Here is a 16,854-nt window from a genome sequence, read left to right on the forward strand (position 1 = left end):
CGAGGTGTTCCGAGCCAACGCGGTGTCGTAGATCACCGCAAGTGAAGCGGCGAAAGCGCAGGGTCAGCACGGCGTGTCCGCTCCCCGGGCGCGCCGCGGTGGGGGTCCCCTCCGTCCTCCGTCGAGATCACCGGATCTCGACGTCCCCGGGCCTCTGAGCCGTCGAGATCACGCGATCTCGACGACGAGGGCCGCGGCTCAGGCGGCGGAGGCCGCCTCGGACAACGGGTGGCCGTCGCGCAGCGCGCGGAGCAGGGCGATGTCGCGGGCGTGGCCGCGGTCGGCGCTGGGGGTCTCGACGACGACCGGAACCCCGGCCAGCGACGGGTGCGCCATGAGCTCGGCGAAGGCGGCCACCCCGATCGACCCCTCGCCGATCGTGGTGTGCCGGTCGCGCCGGGACCCGCGCTCGTCGAGGGAGTCGTTGGCGTGCACCAGCCCGAGCCGGCCGGGGCCGACGGTGGCCGTGAGCGCGTCGAGCGTCGCCGTCGTCCCGCCGGGGGTGGCCAGGTCGTGCCCGGCCGCCCAGGCGTGGCAGGTGTCCAGGCAGACGCCGACCCGCGGGTGCCAGTCGAGCGCGGCGAGGTAGGGCCCGAGATCCTCGACGGTGGCCGCCAGCGACCGGCCGCCGCCAGCGGTGGGCTCGACCAGCAGCCGCGGGCCGGCGTCGGGGAGCGCGTCGAGCACCGGCAGCAGCCGCTCGTGCAGCTGGCGCAGCGCGGCCTCGTAGCGGTCCTCGTCGACGGCGGACCCCGCGTGGACGACGACGCCGCGCACGCCGAGCTGCACGCCGCGGGCGAGGTCGGCGGCGATGGTCTCGATCGAGCGGTCGACGGTGGCCGGCGTCGGGGAGCCGACGTTGACCAGGAACGGCGTGTGCACGAACGACGGCACGCCGCGCTCGGCCAGGCCCTCGACGAAGGCGGCGTCCTGCGCGGGGTCGCCGGCGCTGCGCTTCCAGCCGCGCGGGTTGCCGACGAAGACCTGCACGGCCTGCGCGCCGACGTCGTCGGTGTAGCGCAGCCCGCCGGTGGCCAGGCCCCCGGCCACCTGGACGTGCGCGCCGACGGGGGTCGCGCTCACCCGAAGCTGAGCAGCAGGCTGACCTCGCTGCCCTGGTCGACGACGGTGCCCCCGCCCGGGCTCTGCCGGTACACCCGGTCGCCGGTGATGAAGGTCGACGTGGTGACCCCCAGCCCCGCCGCCTCCAGCGCGGCGACCGCGTCGGAGGCGCGCTGACCGGTCACGTCGGGGACGGTGACCTGCGGGACACCGACCGAGACCTGGATGGTCACCTCGCTCCCGTAGGGCGCCTCCTGGCCCGGCGCCGGCGTCACCGCCATGACCTGGCCGGTGCCGACGTCGGCGCTGCGGCCCTCGGTGCGGGCGACGGTGAAGCCCAGCGACTCCAGGTTGGACTGCGCGGCGTCGCCGGCCTGGCCGATGACGTTCGGCACGTCGACCGGCGCGCGGCCGCGGCTGACGTAGACGGTGACCGGCTGGTCGCGGCGCAGTTCGGTGCCGGGCTCGGGGTCGAAGCCGGTGACCGACCCGACCGGCACCTCGTCGTCGTAGTCCGGCACCTCGGTGGGGACGACGGCGATGTTCTTCAGCGCCTCGCGCACCGCCTCCACCGGCTGGCCGACGAGCTCCGCCGGGACGGTGAACCGCTCGGGTCCCCGGGACACGACCAGCTCGACGTCGGTGCCGCGGATGGCCTCCCCGCCGTCGGGGTCGGCGGAGATGACCTCGCCCTCGGGCACGGTCTCGCTGAACTGCTCGTCGAGGAACACCGGGTCGAGGCCCGCCTCCTGCAGCAGGTCCTCGGCCGCGGAGCGGTCGGCGCCGACGAGCGAGGGCACCTGGGTCCAGCGGCCCGAGCCCATCCACCAGCCGACCGCGCCCACGGTGACCGCCAGCAGCAGCACGACGGCCAGCGCGAGCCGCGCGCGGCGGCGGCGCAGGTGCGGGGCCAGGCCCGGCCGCACGGCGGGGGCCGGCCGGCGGCCGCCGACGTCGGTGGTCGGGCCGGCGCCCATGCCGGGCAGCATGCTGGTGCGCCCGCCGCGCGCGGACCGGCCGCCGCCGAGCACCTCGGTGCCGGGGTCGGCGGCACCCGGCTCGGTCTGCTGCCGGCGGGGCGGGCGGTTGGTCGGGCGGATGGTGGCCGGGCCGGCGGAGCTGCGGCCGGTGGGCACCGGAACCCGGGCCAGGCCCAGGTCGGTGCGCACGTCCTCGAGGTCGGCGAGGAACGCCCCGGCGTCCAGCGGCCGGACGGCGGGCTCGCGGCGGGTGGTGCGGGTGACCAGCTCGTCGACCTGCCACGGCACGCCGGGCACCTCCGCCGACGGCACGGGGACGTCGTGGTGCACGTGTTGGTAGGCCACCGCCAGCGGGGTGTCGCCGCCGTAGGGCGGGTGGCCGGTGAGCATCTCGAACAGCACCAGGCCGGCGGCGTAGACGTCGCTGCGGGCGTCGGCGCGGCCGCGCTCGAGCTGCTCGGGGGAGAGGTAGGCGACGGTGCCGATGAGCATCCCGCCGGTGTGGCTGGTCTGGCCGGTGCCGACGACGGCGCGCGCCAGGCCGAAGTCGGCGACCTTGACGGTGCCGTCGTGGCCGATGAGCACGTTCTCGGGCTTGACGTCGCGGTGCACGATGCCGGCGCGGTGGGCGGCGGCCAGCCCGGACAGCACCGGCTCGAGGACGGCGAACGCCTCGGCCACGGTGAGCCGGCCGCGGGCCTGCAGCAGGTCGCGCAGCGTGCGGCCGCGGACCAGCTCCATGACGAGGAACACCAGGCCCTGGTCGCTGCCCTGGTCGCTGACCGAGACGACGTTGGGGTGGCTGAGCATCGCCGCGGCGCGCGCCTCGCGGGTGAAGCGGCCGACGAACGTCGGGTCGTGCGCGAGGTGCTCGGCCATGACCTTGACCGCGACGGTGCGGTGCAGCCGCAGGTCGGTGGCGGCGTAGACGGTGGACATGCCGCCGCGCGCCAGCCGCTCCTCGAGGCGGTAGCGCCCCTCGAGGACGCAGCCGACCACGGGGTCGGTCACGGCGGTGTCCACACGCCGAGTCTAGGAGCGACCTCCGCCCGAGCGGTCGGCAGACGCGCAGGGGAACGGTCGGCCACACCCTCCCGTCACACCGGTCACGGGAGGGCCCGCGGGGATCAGGTGACCTGATCGTGCGGCGTCCTCCCTCACGGTGGGACGTGCGGGAGGACGCCCGACGATCAGGTCACCTGATCCCGGGCCGGCGCGGCTCAGGCGAGGTCGAGGCCCGGGTAGAGCGGGTGGGCGGCGACCAGCTCGGCGGCGGCCGCGCGGGTCTTGTCGGCCACGCCGCCGTCGACGGCGTACTTCGCCTTCGAGGGGGACCCGTCCCGCGTCGCCGTCGGGCTGGTGTGGGTGAGCACGTCAACGACGAGCTCGGCGGTGCGGTCGAACTCCGCCGCGCCGAAGCCGCGGGTGGTCAGCGCCGGGGTGCCCAGCCGGACGCCGGAGGTGTACCAGGCGCCGTTCGGGTCGGCCGGGATCGCGTTGCGGTTGGTGACGATGCCGGCGTCGAGCAGGGCCGACTCCGCCTGGCGGCCGGTGAGCCCGAAGGTGGAGACGTCGAGCAGCACGAGGTGGTTGTCGGTGCCGCCGGTGACCAGCCGGGCGCCGCGGCGCGACAGCCCCTCGGCCAGGGCGACGGCGTTGTCGACGACGGTCTGCGCGTAGCCGGCGAACTGCGGACGGCGGGCCTCGGCGAAGGCGACCGCCTTGGCGGCCATCACGTGCGGCAGCGGCCCGCCGAGCACCATCGGGCAGCCGCGGTCGACGGCGTCGGCGTACTCGGGCTGGCAGAGCACGAACCCGCCGCGCGGGCCGCGCAGCGACTTGTGGCTGGTGCTGGTGACCACGTGGGCGTGCGGCACCGGGTCGAAGTCGCCGGTGAAGACCTTCCCGGCGACCAGGCCGGCGAAGTGCGCCATGTCGACGACGAGCGTGGCGCCCACCTCGTCGGCGATCTCGCGCATCCTCGCGAAGTCGACCCGGCGCGGGTAGGCGGAGTAGCCGGCCATGAGGATCAGCGGGCGGAACTCCCGCGCGCGGGCGCGGACGGCGTCGTAGTCGAGCAGCCCGGTCTCCGGGTCGGTGCCGTAGGAGGACTGGGCGAACATCTTGCCGCTGATGTTCGGGCGGAACCCGTGGGTCAGGTGGCCGCCGGCGTCGAGGCTCATGCCGAGCATCCGCTGGTCGCCCAGGGCGTGCCGCAGCGTGGCCCAGTCCTCGTCGGTGAGGTCGTTGACGTGCCGCACGCCGGCGCGCTCGAGCGCGGGGGACTCGATCCGCTGGGCCAGCACCGCCCAGAAGGCGACCAGGTTGGCGTCGATGCCCGAGTGCGGCTGCACGTAGGCGTGCGGGGCGCCGAACAGCTCGCGGGCGTGCTCGGCGGCGAGCGCCTCGACGGTGTCGACGTTCTGGCAGCCGGCGTAGAAGCGGTGCCCGACGGTGCCCTCGGCGTACTTGTCCGACAGCCAGTTGCCCATGGTCAGCAGCACCGCGGGCGAGGCGTAGTTCTCGCTGGCGATGAGCTTCAGGGAGGCGCGCTGGTCGGCGAGCTCGGCGCCGATCGCGTCGGCGACCCGCGGCTCCACCTCGGCGATGACCGACAGGGCGCTGCGGTAGGCGGTGGACGCCGCGGTGGCGTCGAAGGCGGGGGTCACGTCGGTCATGCGAGGGCTCCTGCGCGGTCGGTGGTCGGCTCTGCCCAGGCGCCCGGCGGGGGAGTCCAGGCCGCTCCCCGGTGGTGCCCCACCTCGATGCGCCAGTCACGGCCCGCTGCCGATCCTAGCCGCCCGGCCGGCGTCCTAGGCTCGGCACGTGCAGTCCGACCGCGTGCAGACGCTCACCCCCGCCGAGGTCGCCGACGTCCTCGGGGTCTCGCCCAACAAGGTCCGCCAGCTCGTCCGCGAGGGGAAGCTCATGGCGGTGCCGGGCAGCGGCAACAGCCGCATCCCCGCCGACTTCCTCCAGGACGGGGCCGTCCTCAAGCACCTGCCGGGGCTGATCACCGTGCTGCGGGACGGCGGGTTCAGCGACGCCGAGGTCTTCGACTGGCTGTTCCGGGACGACGAGTCGCTGCCGGGCACGCCGGTGGAGGCGCTGCGCGGGGACCGGCACACCGAGGTCACCCGGCGCGCCCAGGCCCTCGCGTTCTGACGGGACGGGGCAGAGGAAGCTCTGCGCACGTCTCGGCAGCGCAGACGTGCGCAGAGCTTCCTATGCCGGGCGGGTGCGGAGGCGGACGGCCTGGGCGCTCGCGAGGCGGCGGGCGAAGATCCCCAGCCGGCGCGGCTTGGACACCGTCACCCGGCGGTCGAGCACGCGGAAGTCGGCGCGCTCGATCTCGGTGAGGATGCCGCCGTAGAGCGCGGTGGCGGCACGCACGCAGTCGCGGGACTCCGGGGCGAGCATCGGCGTCCCGGGCGCGGCGTCGTCGTAGCGGCGGCGCACGATCGCGACCATCTCCTGCATCAGCGCCCGGAACCGGGCGTCGTACCGCTTGGCCTCGAGCTGCTCGCGGGTCACGCCGTGGGCGGCCATGACGTCGGCGGGCAGGTACACCCGGCCGCGGTCGACGTCCTCGGCGACGTCGCGCAGGAAGTTGGTCAGCTGGAACGCCTCGCCCAGCGCGACCGCGTGCGGCGCGGCCTCCTCCCGGGCGACGCCGGGCGCGGTGCCGAGCACGGGCAGCACCTGCAGGCCGATCACCGACGCCGAGCCCCACATGTACCGGTCGAGGGCGTCCATGTCGGCGTAGCCGGTGACGGTGAGGTCGCTGGTCATCGCGGCGAGGAAGTCGACGAGGTGCTCGACCGGGATGGCGTACCGGCGGAAGGTGTGCACCGTGGCCAGCCGCACGGGGTCGTCGGACCAGCCGGCCTCCAGCTCGGCCAGCAGCGCCCGGGACCAGTCGGCGAGGTCGGCCTCGGGGTCGGCGCCGGGGTGGTCGACGAGGTCGTCGGCGGTGCGCGCCGCGGCGTAGAGCGCGTGGATCGCCGGGCGCCGGTCGGCGGTGAGCAGCCGGGTGGCCAGGTGGTAGCTCTTGCCGTGCTCGGCGTTGACCGCCGCGCAGTACCGGTAGGCGGCGTCGAGGCGTTCCTGCCGCTCGACCTGGGTGAGGGGCCGCTCGGTGGCGGTCATGCCGGCACCGGTCCGGTGATCCGCTCGGCGGCCAGCCGGCCGGAGACGACCACCATCGGGACGCCGACGCCGGGCTGCACCGACGAGCCGGCCAGCACCACGTTCTCCGGCCCGCGGCGGGGCAGCGTGGGCGTCCGGAACGGGCCGGTCTGCCCGAAGGTGTGGGCCAGCGCGAACGGCGTGCCGGCCGCCATGCCCTGCCGGGCCCAGGTCAGCGGGGTGTCCACGTGCTCCACCTCGATCGCGTCGGTCAGTCCGGTCCAGCCGCGGGCCTCCAGCACGCCGAGGACCTCCTCGCGGTAGCGCGGGGTCAGCGCGTCCCAGTCGATGCCGGGGTTGCCGCCCGAGTGCGGGTCGAGGTTCGGCGCCGGCGCGACCACGCTGAGCACCTGCCCGCCGTCGGGCGCGAGCGACCGGTCGGTGACCGACGGCATGCTCACCAGCAGGCTGGGGTCGCTCATCGGCCGGCCGTCGCGGGTGAGCTCGTCGAACACCTGCCGCCAGGCCGCGCCGAAGCTGATCGTGTGGTGCGCCTGGCCGGGCAGCTCGCCGCGCACGCCGAGGTGCAGGGTCACGCAGGAGGGCGAGTAGACCGGCCGGCGGCGGCGGGCGAGGCCGGGCACCAGCCGCTCGGGCGCGTCGGTGGTGACGACGACGGCGTCGGCCGGCAGCCGCTCCCCGCCCTCGAGGCACACGCCGCTCACCCGCCGGCCGCGCAGCTCCAGCTGCTCGACGGTCGCGCCGTACCGGAACACCACGCCGGCGTCGGCCGCGGCGGCGGCCATCGCCCGCGGCACCGCGCCGATCCCGCCCACCGGGTGCCAGACGCCGGCGCCGATGTCGAGCTGGGCGATGACGGCGTAGGCGGCGATGGCCCGGAACGGCGAGACGCCGGCGTAGAGGGCCTGGAAGCTGAACAGCCGGCGCAGCCGGTCGTCGTCGAAGAACCGCGCCACGTGGCTCGACAGCCGGCCGAACCCGCCGCGGCGGGCCAGCGCCCACAGCTCGGGGCCGAGCAGGTCCAGCGGGGTGTCGAGGTTGCGGTCGATGAACGTGGTCAGCTGCAGCCGGTAGAGCTCGGCGAGGTCGGCGAGGTAGCGGCGCAGCGCGGCGGCCTCGGCCGGGCCGGCCAGCGCCTCGACCTCCGCGGCGAAGGCGTCGACGTCGGCGTGCACGTCGAGGTGCGAGCCGTCGGCGAACTGCGCCCGGTAGGTGGTCTGCAGGGGGACCAGCGTCAGCCGGTCCTCCAGCCGCTCGCCGACGGCGGCCAGCGTGTCGGCCACCAGCTCCGGGGCGGTGAACACCGACGGGCCGGTGTCGAGGACGTACCCGTCACGGGCGACGACGCCGGCCCGCCCGCCGGGGCCGTCGGCGCGCTCGACGACGGTGACCTCGCGGCCGGCGCCGCGCAGCCGCAGCGCCGTCGCGAGCCCGGCCAGGCCCGCGCCGATCACGACGACCCGGTCGGTCGCCCCGGGGACGGTGCGCACGCTCAGGCGGTCCGGGAGGTCGCGGCCACGGCGAGCGCGTCGAGGGCGGCGCGGGCCTCCGCGGCGATCGGGGCGGCGGCGATCGCGGCGCGGGCGGTGGCGGTGCGCTCGGTGATGCGCTCCTCCACCCGGGCGCGGGCGCCGGTGTCCTCGATGAGCCGGCGCAGCGCGTCGAGGGCGGCGTCGTCGCAGTCGGGGTCGCCGAGGCACTCGCGCAGCAGCCGCAGCCCGTCGGCGTCGGCGCGCTCCTCGGCCAGCGCGACGAGCAGCGTCTGCTTGCCCTCGCGCAGGTCGTCGTCGGCGGACTTGCCGGTGACCGCCGGGTCGCCGAAGACGCCGAGGACGTCGTCGCGCAGCTGGAACGCCTCGCCCAGCGGCAGGCCGATGGCGGTGTAGACGTCGGCGGCGCGCGGACCGGCGCCGGCCAGCGCGGCACCGAGCTGCAGGGGGCGCTGCACCGTGTAGCCGGCGCTCTTGTAGCGGGCGACCGTGAGCGCGCCCTGCGGGCCGGGCAGGCCGCCGGCGGCGCGCAGCAGGTCGAGGTACTGCCCGGCGGTGACCTCGGTGCGCATGGTGTCCCAGACCGACCGGGCGCGGGACAGCGCGGGACCGGAGATGCCGGAGCGGCGCAGCAGCTCGTCGGACCAGACCAGCGCGAGGTCGCCGACGAGGATCGCCGCGCCGACACCGAAGGAGTCGCCGTCGCCGGACAGGCCGCCGTCGCCGTGGCGGGCGGCGAAGCCGACGTGCGTGGCGGGGCGGCCGCGGCGGGTCAGCGCGCCGTCCATCACGTCGTCGTGGACCAGCGCGCTGGCGTGCACGAACTCCAGGGCGGCGACGGCGCGCAGCACCGCGGCGTCGTCCTCGGCCGGGCCGGTGACGTCCTCGGCCACGCCGCGCCAGCCCCAGTAGGCGAAGGCCGGGCGCAGCCGCTTGCCGCCGTCGGCCAGGGCGCAGACCTCGTCGACGACGGGGGTGAGGGAGCGGTCCATCCCGGCCAGCGTGGCCCGCTGCTCCTCGAGGAACCCGGTGAGCGCGGCGGAGACCGCGCCCCGGATCCGGTCGAGGTCGGCGGCCGCCAGGGAGGGCGGCAGCGGCCGGACCACGGACCCTCGCTGCTCCGCAGCGCCGCTGATCACCCGGCCAGTATCGCCCCACCGAGTCGCACGCGTCCTGTTCGGGTCTCGACCCACGGGGACCTCCTGCCCTTCGCTGCCGGTACCGGTGCTCTTCTCCCCGGACGGCACGGGCGGATGCAGGGCGGCGGGCGGGGACGGCCGTACCCTCGGACCCCGTGACCGCCAGCGTCCGCGAGCTGCTCGCGACCTCCCGGCCGACCTGGTCCTTCGAGTTCTTCCCCGCGAAGACGCCCGAGGGCGAGGCCCAGCTGTGGACGGCGCTGCGCCGGCTGGAGCCGCTGCGGCCGTCGTTCGTGTCGGTCACCTACGGGGCCGGCGGCTCGACGCGGGAGGGCACCGTCGCGGTCACCGAGCGGATCGCCGCGGAGACGACGATGACCCCGCTGGCGCACCTGACCGCCGTCGACCACTCGGTCGCCGAGCTGCGGCACGTGGTCAGCCGGCTGGCCGCCGCCGGGGTGCGCAACCTCCTGGCGCTGCGCGGGGACCCGCCGGGTGCCGACCCGCAGGCGGAGTGGGTGCGCCACCCGCAGGGGCTGGAGTACGCCTCGGAGCTGGTGGGGCTCATCCGCTCGATGGGCGACTTCTCCGTCGGCGTGGCGGCGTTCCCCGAGCGGCACCCGCGGTCGCCGGACTTCGACACCGACGTCGAGATGTTCGTGCGCAAGTGCCGCGCCGGGGCGGACTTCGCCATCACGCAGATGTTCTTCCGCGTCGAGGACTACCTGCGGCTGCGCGACCGGGTGGCCGCCCGCGGCTGCGACGTCCCGGTGATCGCCGGGGTGATGCCGGTGACCAACGTCCGGCAGATCACCCGCATCGTGCAGCTGTCGGGCCAGGCGTTCCCCGAGGACCTCGCCGCCCGCTTCGCCGAGCTCGACGGCGACGCATCCGAGGACAAGGCGGCGGTGCGCGCCTTCGGCGTCGAGGTGGCGACGGCGATGTGCCGGCGGCTGCTCGACGAGGGCGTGCCGGGCATCCACTTCATCACCATGAACCGGTCGACGGCGACGCGTGAGGTGCACGCCAACCTCACCGACCCCGGCACCGGCACCGCGGTGCCCTCGACGCTGGCCGCGAGCACCTGAGACCGGTCGGTCAGACCGACACGGGGCGGCCGGGCTCGAGGAGGTCCGCCGTCATCCGCGCCGCGCGCCGCAGGGCCACCCGCTCGGCCGCGTAGCCGCCGACGACGCCGACGACGGGCAGCTGGGCCAGCGCCCGGGCACCGAGGCCGCCCTTCGGGCGGGCGTCGAGCGCCTCGTCGATGCGGGACAGCAGCCGCGACGCCCGCCAGATGGTGCGCACGGCCCCGGACAGCCCCGAGCGCTCCTCGCGGGCGCCGATGGCGGCCTCGGTGTAGGCGCCGCGCACCCGCTCCAGCAGCGGCCGGACCCGGTCGGGCGGCAGGTCGCGGCCGAGCAGCACCTTCGACAGCAGCGACACCCGCTCGGCCGGGTCGGTGACCCCGTGCTCACCGGCGACACCCAGCACCACCAGCGACTGCACCGCCGTCCCGACGGTGTTCTGCAGCGGGAGCAGGTCGGCCAGCCGCCCGGTCAGCCGCGGCAGCCCGCCGGCGGCCGCGGCCACCCGCGACGCCCGGTCGGCCCACCAGTCGTCCCGCTCGGCGGGCGGCAGCTCGGGCGGGCGGCCCAGCCGCTGCACGAGGGGCGCGGTGAGCCGGTCGAGCCGGCGCAGGACGTCGACGACGACGGCGTCGCTGAGGGGAGGGGCCATGCGGGAGGGGTACCCGGCGGTGCGGTCGGCCCATGCGTGGTCCGGCGGCCGCGCACACCGTCGCGCGACGTCGCCGGTTGCGGGCCGCTCGTAGCGTGGCCGGCATGTCGGGGTACGGCCGCGGCCGCCGGTGGGCGGTGCTCGCCGCGCTGGTCGCCGGCCTGTGCGCCCTGCCCGCCGTCGTCGCCGCGCTCCCGGCCGACGACGCCGACGTCTCCGCGCCCGACCTGCGCGACGCCGTGCTGGCCAGCGCCAGCGTCGGGTTCTCCGGCTACGCCGTCTCGGCCGGCGGGCTGAGCCTCCCGGTCAGCGACCAGCTGCCCGCCGTCGCCGACCTGCTCAGCGACCGGGTGCAGCTGCGGGTGTGGTGGCGCGGGGAGGACGAGCACCGGGTCGACGTCGTCACCGCGGCGGGGGAGACCGGCCTGCACGTCGACCCCGCCGGCACCTGGACGTGGGAGTTCGAGTCGGCCACCGCCGAGCGGACCGGCCCCGCACCGCTCGCGCTGCCCGCCCCGCCGGACCTGGTCCCCGCCGCGCTCGGCCGGCGGCTGCTGTCGGAGGCCGACGACGGCGAGCTGTCGCGCACCGGCGCCCGCCGGGTCGCCGGCCGCGACGCGCTCGGCCTGCGGCTGGTGCCCGCCGCGCCGGCGGCGTCGGTCGCGCGGGTCGACGTGTGGGCCGACGCGGCCACCGGCCTGCCGCTCGCGGTGCAGGTGCTGGCCGACGGCGCCTCGGTCCCCGCGCTCGACACCCGCTTCCTCGACCTCGACCTCACCGCACCCCCGGCCGACGTCGTGGCGTTCAGCCCGCCGGACGGCGCGCGGGTGCGGCCCGGGCGCGACGCCGAGGGGCTGCTGGCCGAGGCCGACCGCCGGCTCGCCGAGGTGCCGCTGCCCGCCGAGCTCGCCGGGCTGCCGCGCCGCACGCTCGCGGGCGCGCCGTCGTCGGTCGGGGTGTACGGCCGCGGGGTCACGCTGCTCGCCGTCGCTCCCGTCCCGGCCCGGCTGGCCCGCGGGCTGCAGGGGGCCGTGCGGGCGAGCCCCGACGCCGTCGTCGACCGCCGGGACGTGCGCGTGGCGGCCGGGCCGCTGGGCCTGATGCTCGTCGAGCGGCCCGGCCGGGGCACCTACGTCCTCACCGGGACGGTGACCCTCGACGCGCTCGCCGAGGCCGCCGGGCAGGTGCCCGGCGGGGCGCCGTGACCGCGGTGATCAGCACCCGGGGGCTGGTCAAGCAGTTCGGCCGGGTGCGCGCCGTCGACGGGATCGACCTCGACGTCCGCGCCGGCGACGTCTACGGCTTCCTCGGCGCCAACGGCTCGGGCAAGACGACGACGGTGCGGATGCTGCTCGGGCTGGTGCTGCCCACCCGCGGCGAGGTCGAGCTGCTCGGCGGGCGCATGCCGCGCGCCGGGCGGCGGGTGCTGCCGCGCGTGGGCGCGCTGATCGAGGGTCCGGCGCACCACCGGCACCTGTCCGGCGCGGCCAACCTGGCGCTGCTCGACGCCGCCGGCCCGGGCGGGCGCCGGCGCGACCGCCGGCGGCGGATCGCCGACGCGCTCGACCAGGTCGGCCTCGGCGGGGTGGGCCGGCGGCCGGTGGGCGCCTACTCCCTCGGCATGCGGCAGCGGCTGGGCCTGGCCGGTGCGCTGCTGCGCCGCCCGGAGCTGCTGGTGCTCGACGAGCCGACGAACGGCCTGGACCCGCAGGGCATCGCCGAGGTGCGCGCGCTGCTGCTGGACCTGCACCGCGGCGGGACGACGGTGTTCCTCTCCAGCCACCTGCTCGCCGAGGTCGAGCAGCTGTGCACCCGGGTCGGGGTGCTCGACCGGGGCCGGCTGGTGCTGCAGGACGAGCTGGCCCGGCTCACCGCGCCCACCGGCGCCACCGTCGTCGACACCCCGGCGCCGGAGCGGGTGCGCGCGGTGCTCGACGGGCGGGTGCTCGCCGCCGACGGCGGCCGCGTCGTGGTGCGCGGGCCGGACCCGGCGGAGGTCAACGCGCTGCTGGTGGGCGCCGGCGTCCCGGTGCGCGGGCTGTCGCTGCAGCGGCCGACGCTGGAGGAGGTCGTGCTCGCCGCGGCGGGCACCAGCGCCGACCGGGTGGCGCGGCCGTGATCGGCAGGGAGCTGGTGTGATCGGCACGGAGCTGCGCAAGACCTTCGGCCGGCCCCGCACCTGGGTCACCATCGCCGTCCTCAACGCGCTGCCGGTGCTGGTGGCCGTGCTGCTGCGGCTGACCGACCTGGCGCCGCGGCCGGGGGAGGGGCCGCCGTTCCTCTCGGCGGTGCTGACCAACGGGGCGCTGTTCCCGCTGGCGGCGCTGGCGATCGTGCTGCCGTTGTTCCTGCCGATCGCCGTCGCGGTGGTGAGTGGGGACGCCGTCGCCGGGGAGGCGCAGGCCGGGACGCTGCGCTACCTGCTCGCCCGCCCGGTCGGCCGCACGCGGCTGCTGGTCGCCAAGCTCGTCGCGGTGATGGCCTTCGTCCTCGTCACCGTCGTCGTCGTGGCGCTCGTCGGGTACGTCGTCGGCTCGGTGCTGTTCGAGGCGCGGCCGGCGGCCGGGACGTCGGTGTCGGGGACGTCGCTGAGCACCGAGGAGCTGGCCGGCCGGACGCTGCTGGCCATCGGGTACGTCGCGGTGTCGATGCTCGGCGTCGCCGCGTTCGGGCTGTTCTTCTCCACGCTCACCGACTCGCCGCTGGCCGCCGCGCTCGGTGCGCTGGCGGTGCTGGTCACCTCGTCGCTGCTGTTCACCCTCGACGCCGCCTCGCCGATCGCGCCCTACCTGCCCACGCGCTACTGGCTGGCCTTCGTCGACCTCTTCCGCGACCCCGTGCTGTGGCGCGACGTCGTCCGCGGGCTGGCGCTGCAGGGGGTCTACGTCGGCGTGCTGCTCACCGCGGCGTGGGCCAACTTCACCACCAAGGACGTCACGAGCTGAGGCCCGCGGCGGCCAGTCCGGCCCGGACCTCGGCGACCTCGGCGTCCCGTGTCGGCGACCAGCCGGGTGGCGGCCGGGACGTCGCCGGTGGCGTCCTTGACCGCCACCACCCGCGGGTGCGCGGCGAGCCGGTGGTAGGAGGAAGGCGTCAGCCGCACGCCGGTGCGGGCCGGCACGTCGTAGAGCAGCACGGGCAGGTCGGTGGCGTCGGCGACGGCGGTGAGGTGCGCGACGACGCCGTCCTGCGAGGGGCGGGAGTAGTACGGCGTGACCGCCAGCAGCCCGGTGGCGCCGGCGTCGGCGGCCCGCCGGGCCGTGGCGACGGCGTGCCGGGTGTCGTTCGAGCCGGCCCCGGCGACGACCGCGGCACGGCCTCCGACCGCGTCGGCGACCACCCGCACGAGGTCGGCCTTCTCGTCGTCGGTGGTGGTCGGGGCCTCGCCGGTGGTGCCGTTGACGACCAGGCCGTCGTGACCGTGGTCGACCAGGTGGACGGCGAGCGCGGCGGCGGCGTCGAGGTCGACCGCGCCGTCGTCGGTCATGGGCGTGACCATCGCGGTCAGGAGGGTCCCGAACGGGCGGTGGGAGTCGGCGGGCGGCACGGTCGGCAACCTGGCGACGGCGACCCGCGGCGCCGTCCTCCCTCGCCGCAGCGCGTCCTCCCGCACGTCCCACCGCGAGGGAGGACGCCGCACGATCAGGTCACCTGATCGTGCGCCGACCCCCCTCAGCCGCCCAGGCGGGCGCAATCGGCGGGACCGAGCGGCACGGGGTCGCCCGGCGCGAGCTCGGCCAGCACCATCGCCTGCACCAGCGGGTCGCGGGGCAGGTCGCCGTGCCCCACCTGCGCGCCGCTGCACACCGACTGCACCGGGAGCCCGAGCGCGCCCTCGAGGCGGGCGGACTCCGGCGGGGTGACCGTCTCGTCCTGCGCCGTCCAGATCGACACCCAGGTGGGCCCGTCCGGCGTCTCGTCGCCGTCGTTGAGCCCGGCCAGCAGCTCGCTGTCGGTGGCTAGCTGCTGGCAGGCGTCGGGGCACTGGCCGGGGGCGAGGGTGAGGGCGAGGTCGGCGAGCGTGGTGCCGTGGTGCGGCGAGCCGAGGGTGACCACCCGCCGGGCGACGTCGGCGCCGCCGTCGGCGGCCCACAGCCGGGCGACCACCCCGCCGGCGGAGTAGCCGACGACGTCGACGCTGCCCGCCCCGGTGCGCGCCAGCGCCGCGTCGACGGCCTGGCCCAGAGCGTCGGCCGCCGCGGCGAGGTCACCGGTGCCGTCGCCGGGCAGCGCGACGACGGTGGCGTCGCGGCCCTCGGCGGTCAGCCGTTCGGCCAGCGACGACAGCGACCCGGTACCGCCCCCGTAGCCCGGCACGAGCAGCACCGGGCCGGGCTCCTCCTGCGACACGGGAGCCGCCGCCGCGCCGTCCTCGCCCCGGCCGGCGACCAGCAGGCCCGTGGCGGCGACGGCAGCCGCGACGACGAGCGCGAGCAGGACGAGCAGCAGGCGGCGGCGGGCGGGGGCGAGGCCGGCGAGCACGGCTCCACTGTCCCCGGTCCGGCCGGCCGGCGGCGGCGCTGGGGGAGACTGCGCCCGTGCTGAGCCGCGACGAGTACCTCGCCGAGTGGTCGCGGTGGCACGGCGGCACCGATCCCGCGGCCAGCCGCCTGGTGCGCGGCTGGCTGGTGCTGGCCTACACGCTCGCCCGCGCGCTGTCCTGGCTGCCGCCGATCGCCGCGACCGCGCTGGGCCTGCTCGTGGCGCTGTCGGCGATCGGCCCGGCGCTGGCCGGCGGCGGGTGGCTGGTGGCAGTGGGCCTGCTGGTCGGGCTGTCCGGCCTGCTCGACTCCCTCGACGGCGCGCTCGCACTGGCCGGCGGGCGGGCCTCGCGCCGCGGCTACGTCCTCGACTCCGCCGTCGACCGGCTGACCGAGGCCGGCTACGCCGTCGCCCTGTGGGTGGCCGGGGCGCCGGGCTGGCTGGCCGCCGCCTTCGGCGCGCTGTGCTGGCTGCCGGACTACCTGCGCGCCCGCGCCGGACAGGCCGGCGTCGCCGAGACCGGGTCCATCTCGGTGTGGGAGCGGCCCACCCGGGTGGCGATGACCGGCTTCACCGTCGGCGGCGCCGGGATCGTCGCCGTGACCGGGCTCGACGCGCTCGCCGGGGTCGACGGCGGGCCCGCCCTCGTGGTGACCGTCGGCACCGCCGTCGGCTGCGGACTGGGACTGGTGGGCACCGCCCAGCTCGGCGTCTCGCTGCGGCGGGCGCTGGCCGACTGACGACGCCGGGGGGCGGGCGGCCCGGCGCGCCTCTTAGGGTTGCGCTGCCCTTTGTCGGCCCGCCCCACCCCAGGAGCCCCCGTGCCCGTCCTCGTCACCGGCTCCATCGCCACCGACCACCTGATGACGTTCCCCGGCCGGTTCACCGAGCAGTTCGTCGAGGGACAGATGGAGAACGTCTCGCTGTCGTTCCTGGTCGACGACCTCATCCAGCACCGCGGCGGCGCCGGCGCCAACATGGCCTACGGCCTCGGCCTGCTCGGTCTCGCGCCGGTGCTGGTGGGCTCGGTGGGCAGCGACTTCGCCGACTACGACGCCTGGCTGACCCGCCACGGCGTGGACACCCGCGACGTGCGGTGGTCCGAGCTGAAGCACACCGCCCGCTTCGTGTGCACCACCGACGCGGTGAACAACCAGATCGCGTCGTTCTACTCGGGCGCGATGAGCGAGGCCGGCGAGATCGAGCTCGGCCCGGTGTGCGGCCGCGTGGGCGCCCCCGACCTCGTCGTCGTCGGGCCCAACGACCCCAAGGCGATGGTCCGCCACACCCAGGAGTGCCGGGACCGCGGCTACGCCTTCGCCGCCGACCCCAGCCAGCAGCTGGCCTGGGCCGACGGCGAGATGATCCGCGAGCTGGTCGACGGCGCGGACCTGCTGTTCACCAACGAGTACGAGTCGGCGCTGCTCATGCAGAAGACCGGCTGGGACGCCCCCGAGGTGCTGCGCCGGGTCGGCACCTGGGTCACCACGCGCGCCGCGCAGGGTGTGCTGGTGCGCCAGCAGGACGCCGACCCGATCGAGGTCATCGCCGTCCCCGAGACCAAGCCCGTCGAGCCCACCGGGGGCGGTGACGCGCTGCGCGCGGGCTTCATCGCCGGACGCATGTGGGGCCTGGGTCTGGAGCGGGCCACCCAGCTCGGCTCGGCGGTGGCCACCGAGGCCGTCGAGGTGGTCGGCACGCAGGAGTACGAGCTGCGCCGAGGGCCCTTCCTCGAGCGGTTCGCCGCGGCCTTCGGCGACGACGCCGCCGCCGAGGTGGCCGAGCACCTGCCGGCCTGAGCCCCGGCATAGG

The 16,854-nt window shown here is 76.8% G+C and carries 16 protein-coding genes and 1 riboswitch; of the genes, 7 read left to right on the forward strand and 9 right to left on the reverse strand.

All coding sequences use genetic code 11. The features are described 5' to 3' along the window. Positions 1-198 precede the first annotated feature (198 nt). The 3 genes from ACI8AD_RS08485 to ACI8AD_RS08495 form a co-directional block, all read right to left on the reverse strand. The gene (locus ACI8AD_RS08485) at positions 199-1,083 is read right to left on the reverse strand and encodes a deoxyribonuclease IV (protein WP_456870090.1); all 885 of its coding nucleotides are present in this window, start codon (positions 1,081-1,083) and stop codon (positions 199-201) included. After that, a complete protein-coding gene (gene pknB, locus ACI8AD_RS08490; protein WP_456870091.1) occupies positions 1,080-3,065 on the reverse strand; it encodes a Stk1 family PASTA domain-containing Ser/Thr kinase in 1,986 nt (661 codons plus the stop codon). Before pknB ends, ACI8AD_RS08485 begins: the two co-directional genes overlap by 4 nt. Before the next feature lie 197 nt (positions 3,066-3,262). Beyond that, positions 3,263-4,720, reverse strand: a complete 1,458-nt coding sequence (locus tag ACI8AD_RS08495) for a glycine hydroxymethyltransferase (RefSeq protein WP_456870092.1) — start codon at positions 4,718-4,720, stop codon at positions 3,263-3,265. Positions 4,721-4,746: 26 nt separating this feature from the next. Beyond that, positions 4,747-4,830: riboswitch (ZMP/ZTP riboswitch) on the reverse strand. Between the two features lie 38 nt (positions 4,831-4,868). Here ACI8AD_RS08495 and ACI8AD_RS08500 point away from each other — a divergent pair. Beyond that, entirely contained in the window at positions 4,869-5,207 is a 339-nt protein-coding gene (locus ACI8AD_RS08500; RefSeq protein WP_456870093.1) for an Rv2175c family DNA-binding protein, read from the forward strand. 60 nt (positions 5,208-5,267) lie between these two features. Here the strand turns inward: ACI8AD_RS08500 and ACI8AD_RS08505 are convergent, their stop codons facing one another. Genes ACI8AD_RS08505 through ACI8AD_RS08515 form a run of 3 tightly spaced genes read right to left on the reverse strand, consistent with a single transcriptional unit; the run spans position 5,268 to position 8,787 of the window. Continuing rightward, entirely contained in the window at positions 5,268-6,191 is a 924-nt protein-coding gene (locus tag ACI8AD_RS08505; protein WP_456870094.1) for a phytoene/squalene synthase family protein, read from the reverse strand. Beyond that, on the reverse strand, positions 6,188-7,681 hold the full coding sequence (gene crtI / locus ACI8AD_RS08510; RefSeq protein ID WP_456870095.1) for a phytoene desaturase family protein: 1,494 nt from the start codon (positions 7,679-7,681) through the stop codon (positions 6,188-6,190). The genes ACI8AD_RS08505 and crtI overlap by 4 nt, the downstream gene beginning before the upstream one ends. A gap of 2 nt (positions 7,682-7,683) precedes the next feature. Further along, on the reverse strand, positions 7,684-8,787 hold the full coding sequence (locus ACI8AD_RS08515) for a polyprenyl synthetase family protein (protein ID WP_456870096.1): 1,104 nt from the start codon (positions 8,785-8,787) through the stop codon (positions 7,684-7,686). Between the two features lie 188 nt (positions 8,788-8,975). On the opposite strand from ACI8AD_RS08515, the gene metF reads away from it, so the two are divergent. Beyond that, positions 8,976-9,908, forward strand: a complete 933-nt coding sequence (gene metF, locus ACI8AD_RS08520) for a methylenetetrahydrofolate reductase [NAD(P)H] (protein ID WP_456870097.1) — start codon at positions 8,976-8,978, stop codon at positions 9,906-9,908. 10 nt (positions 9,909-9,918) lie between these two features. On the opposite strand, the gene ACI8AD_RS08525 is transcribed toward metF, so the two are convergent. After that, on the reverse strand, positions 9,919-10,560 hold the full coding sequence (locus tag ACI8AD_RS08525; RefSeq protein WP_456870098.1) for a hypothetical protein: 642 nt from the start codon (positions 10,558-10,560) through the stop codon (positions 9,919-9,921). 104 nt (positions 10,561-10,664) lie between these two features. Here ACI8AD_RS08525 and ACI8AD_RS08530 point away from each other — a divergent pair, with 104 nt between their 5' ends. The 3 genes from ACI8AD_RS08530 to ACI8AD_RS08540 are packed head-to-tail and all read left to right on the forward strand — an operon-like array spanning position 10,665 to position 13,505. After that, positions 10,665-11,765: a transcriptional regulator gene (locus ACI8AD_RS08530; protein WP_456870099.1), complete on the forward strand. Its 1,101-nt coding sequence runs from the start codon at positions 10,665-10,667 to the stop codon at positions 11,763-11,765. Continuing rightward, a complete protein-coding gene (locus ACI8AD_RS08535) occupies positions 11,762-12,679 on the forward strand; it encodes an ATP-binding cassette domain-containing protein (protein ID WP_456870100.1) in 918 nt (305 codons plus the stop codon). Before ACI8AD_RS08530 ends, ACI8AD_RS08535 begins: the two co-directional genes overlap by 4 nt. A gap of 16 nt (positions 12,680-12,695) precedes the next feature. Continuing rightward, positions 12,696-13,505 carry an ABC transporter permease gene (locus ACI8AD_RS08540; protein WP_456870101.1) on the forward strand — a complete coding sequence of 270 codons (810 nt, stop codon included), beginning with the start codon at positions 12,696-12,698 and terminating at the stop codon, positions 13,503-13,505. Here ACI8AD_RS08540 and ACI8AD_RS08545 read toward each other — a convergent pair. Then, the gene (locus tag ACI8AD_RS08545) at positions 13,442-14,107 is read right to left on the reverse strand and encodes a dihydrodipicolinate synthase family protein (RefSeq protein ID WP_456870102.1); all 666 of its coding nucleotides are present in this window, start codon (positions 14,105-14,107) and stop codon (positions 13,442-13,444) included. The genes ACI8AD_RS08540 and ACI8AD_RS08545 overlap by 64 nt on opposite strands. A gap of 125 nt (positions 14,108-14,232) precedes the next feature. Next, positions 14,233-15,042 (reverse strand): lipase family alpha/beta hydrolase, encoded by an 810-nt coding sequence (locus ACI8AD_RS08550; protein ID WP_456870103.1) that lies wholly within the window; start codon positions 15,040-15,042, stop codon positions 14,233-14,235. A gap of 56 nt (positions 15,043-15,098) precedes the next feature. Here ACI8AD_RS08550 and ACI8AD_RS08555 point away from each other — a divergent pair, with 56 nt between their 5' ends. Together ACI8AD_RS08555 and ACI8AD_RS08560 are read left to right on the forward strand one after the other, a co-directional pair. Beyond that, positions 15,099-15,782 carry a CDP-alcohol phosphatidyltransferase family protein gene (locus ACI8AD_RS08555; RefSeq protein WP_456870104.1) on the forward strand — a complete coding sequence of 228 codons (684 nt, stop codon included), beginning with the start codon at positions 15,099-15,101 and terminating at the stop codon, positions 15,780-15,782. A gap of 81 nt (positions 15,783-15,863) precedes the next feature. After that, a complete protein-coding gene (locus ACI8AD_RS08560; RefSeq protein WP_456870105.1) occupies positions 15,864-16,841 on the forward strand; it encodes a carbohydrate kinase family protein in 978 nt (325 codons plus the stop codon). The last annotated feature ends 13 nt before the right edge of the window (positions 16,842-16,854 follow it).

The organism is Geodermatophilus sp. SYSU D00766 (assembly GCF_054049915.1).

Bases quoted from the DNA above. Each gene is read 5' to 3' on its own strand.
- ACI8AD_RS08525 (WP_456870098.1), bottom strand. From the start codon at position 10,560: ATGGCCCCTCCCCTCAGCGACGCCGTCGTCGTCGACGTCCTGCGCCGG.
- ACI8AD_RS08530 (WP_456870099.1), top strand. From the start codon at position 10,665: ATGTCGGGGTACGGCCGCGGCCGCCGGTGGGCGGTGCTCGCCGCGCTG.
- ACI8AD_RS08495 (WP_456870092.1), bottom strand. From the start codon at position 4,720: ATGACCGACGTGACCCCCGCCTTCGACGCCACCGCGGCGTCCACCGCC.
- ACI8AD_RS08505 (WP_456870094.1), bottom strand. From the start codon at position 6,191: ATGACCGCCACCGAGCGGCCCCTCACCCAGGTCGAGCGGCAGGAACGC.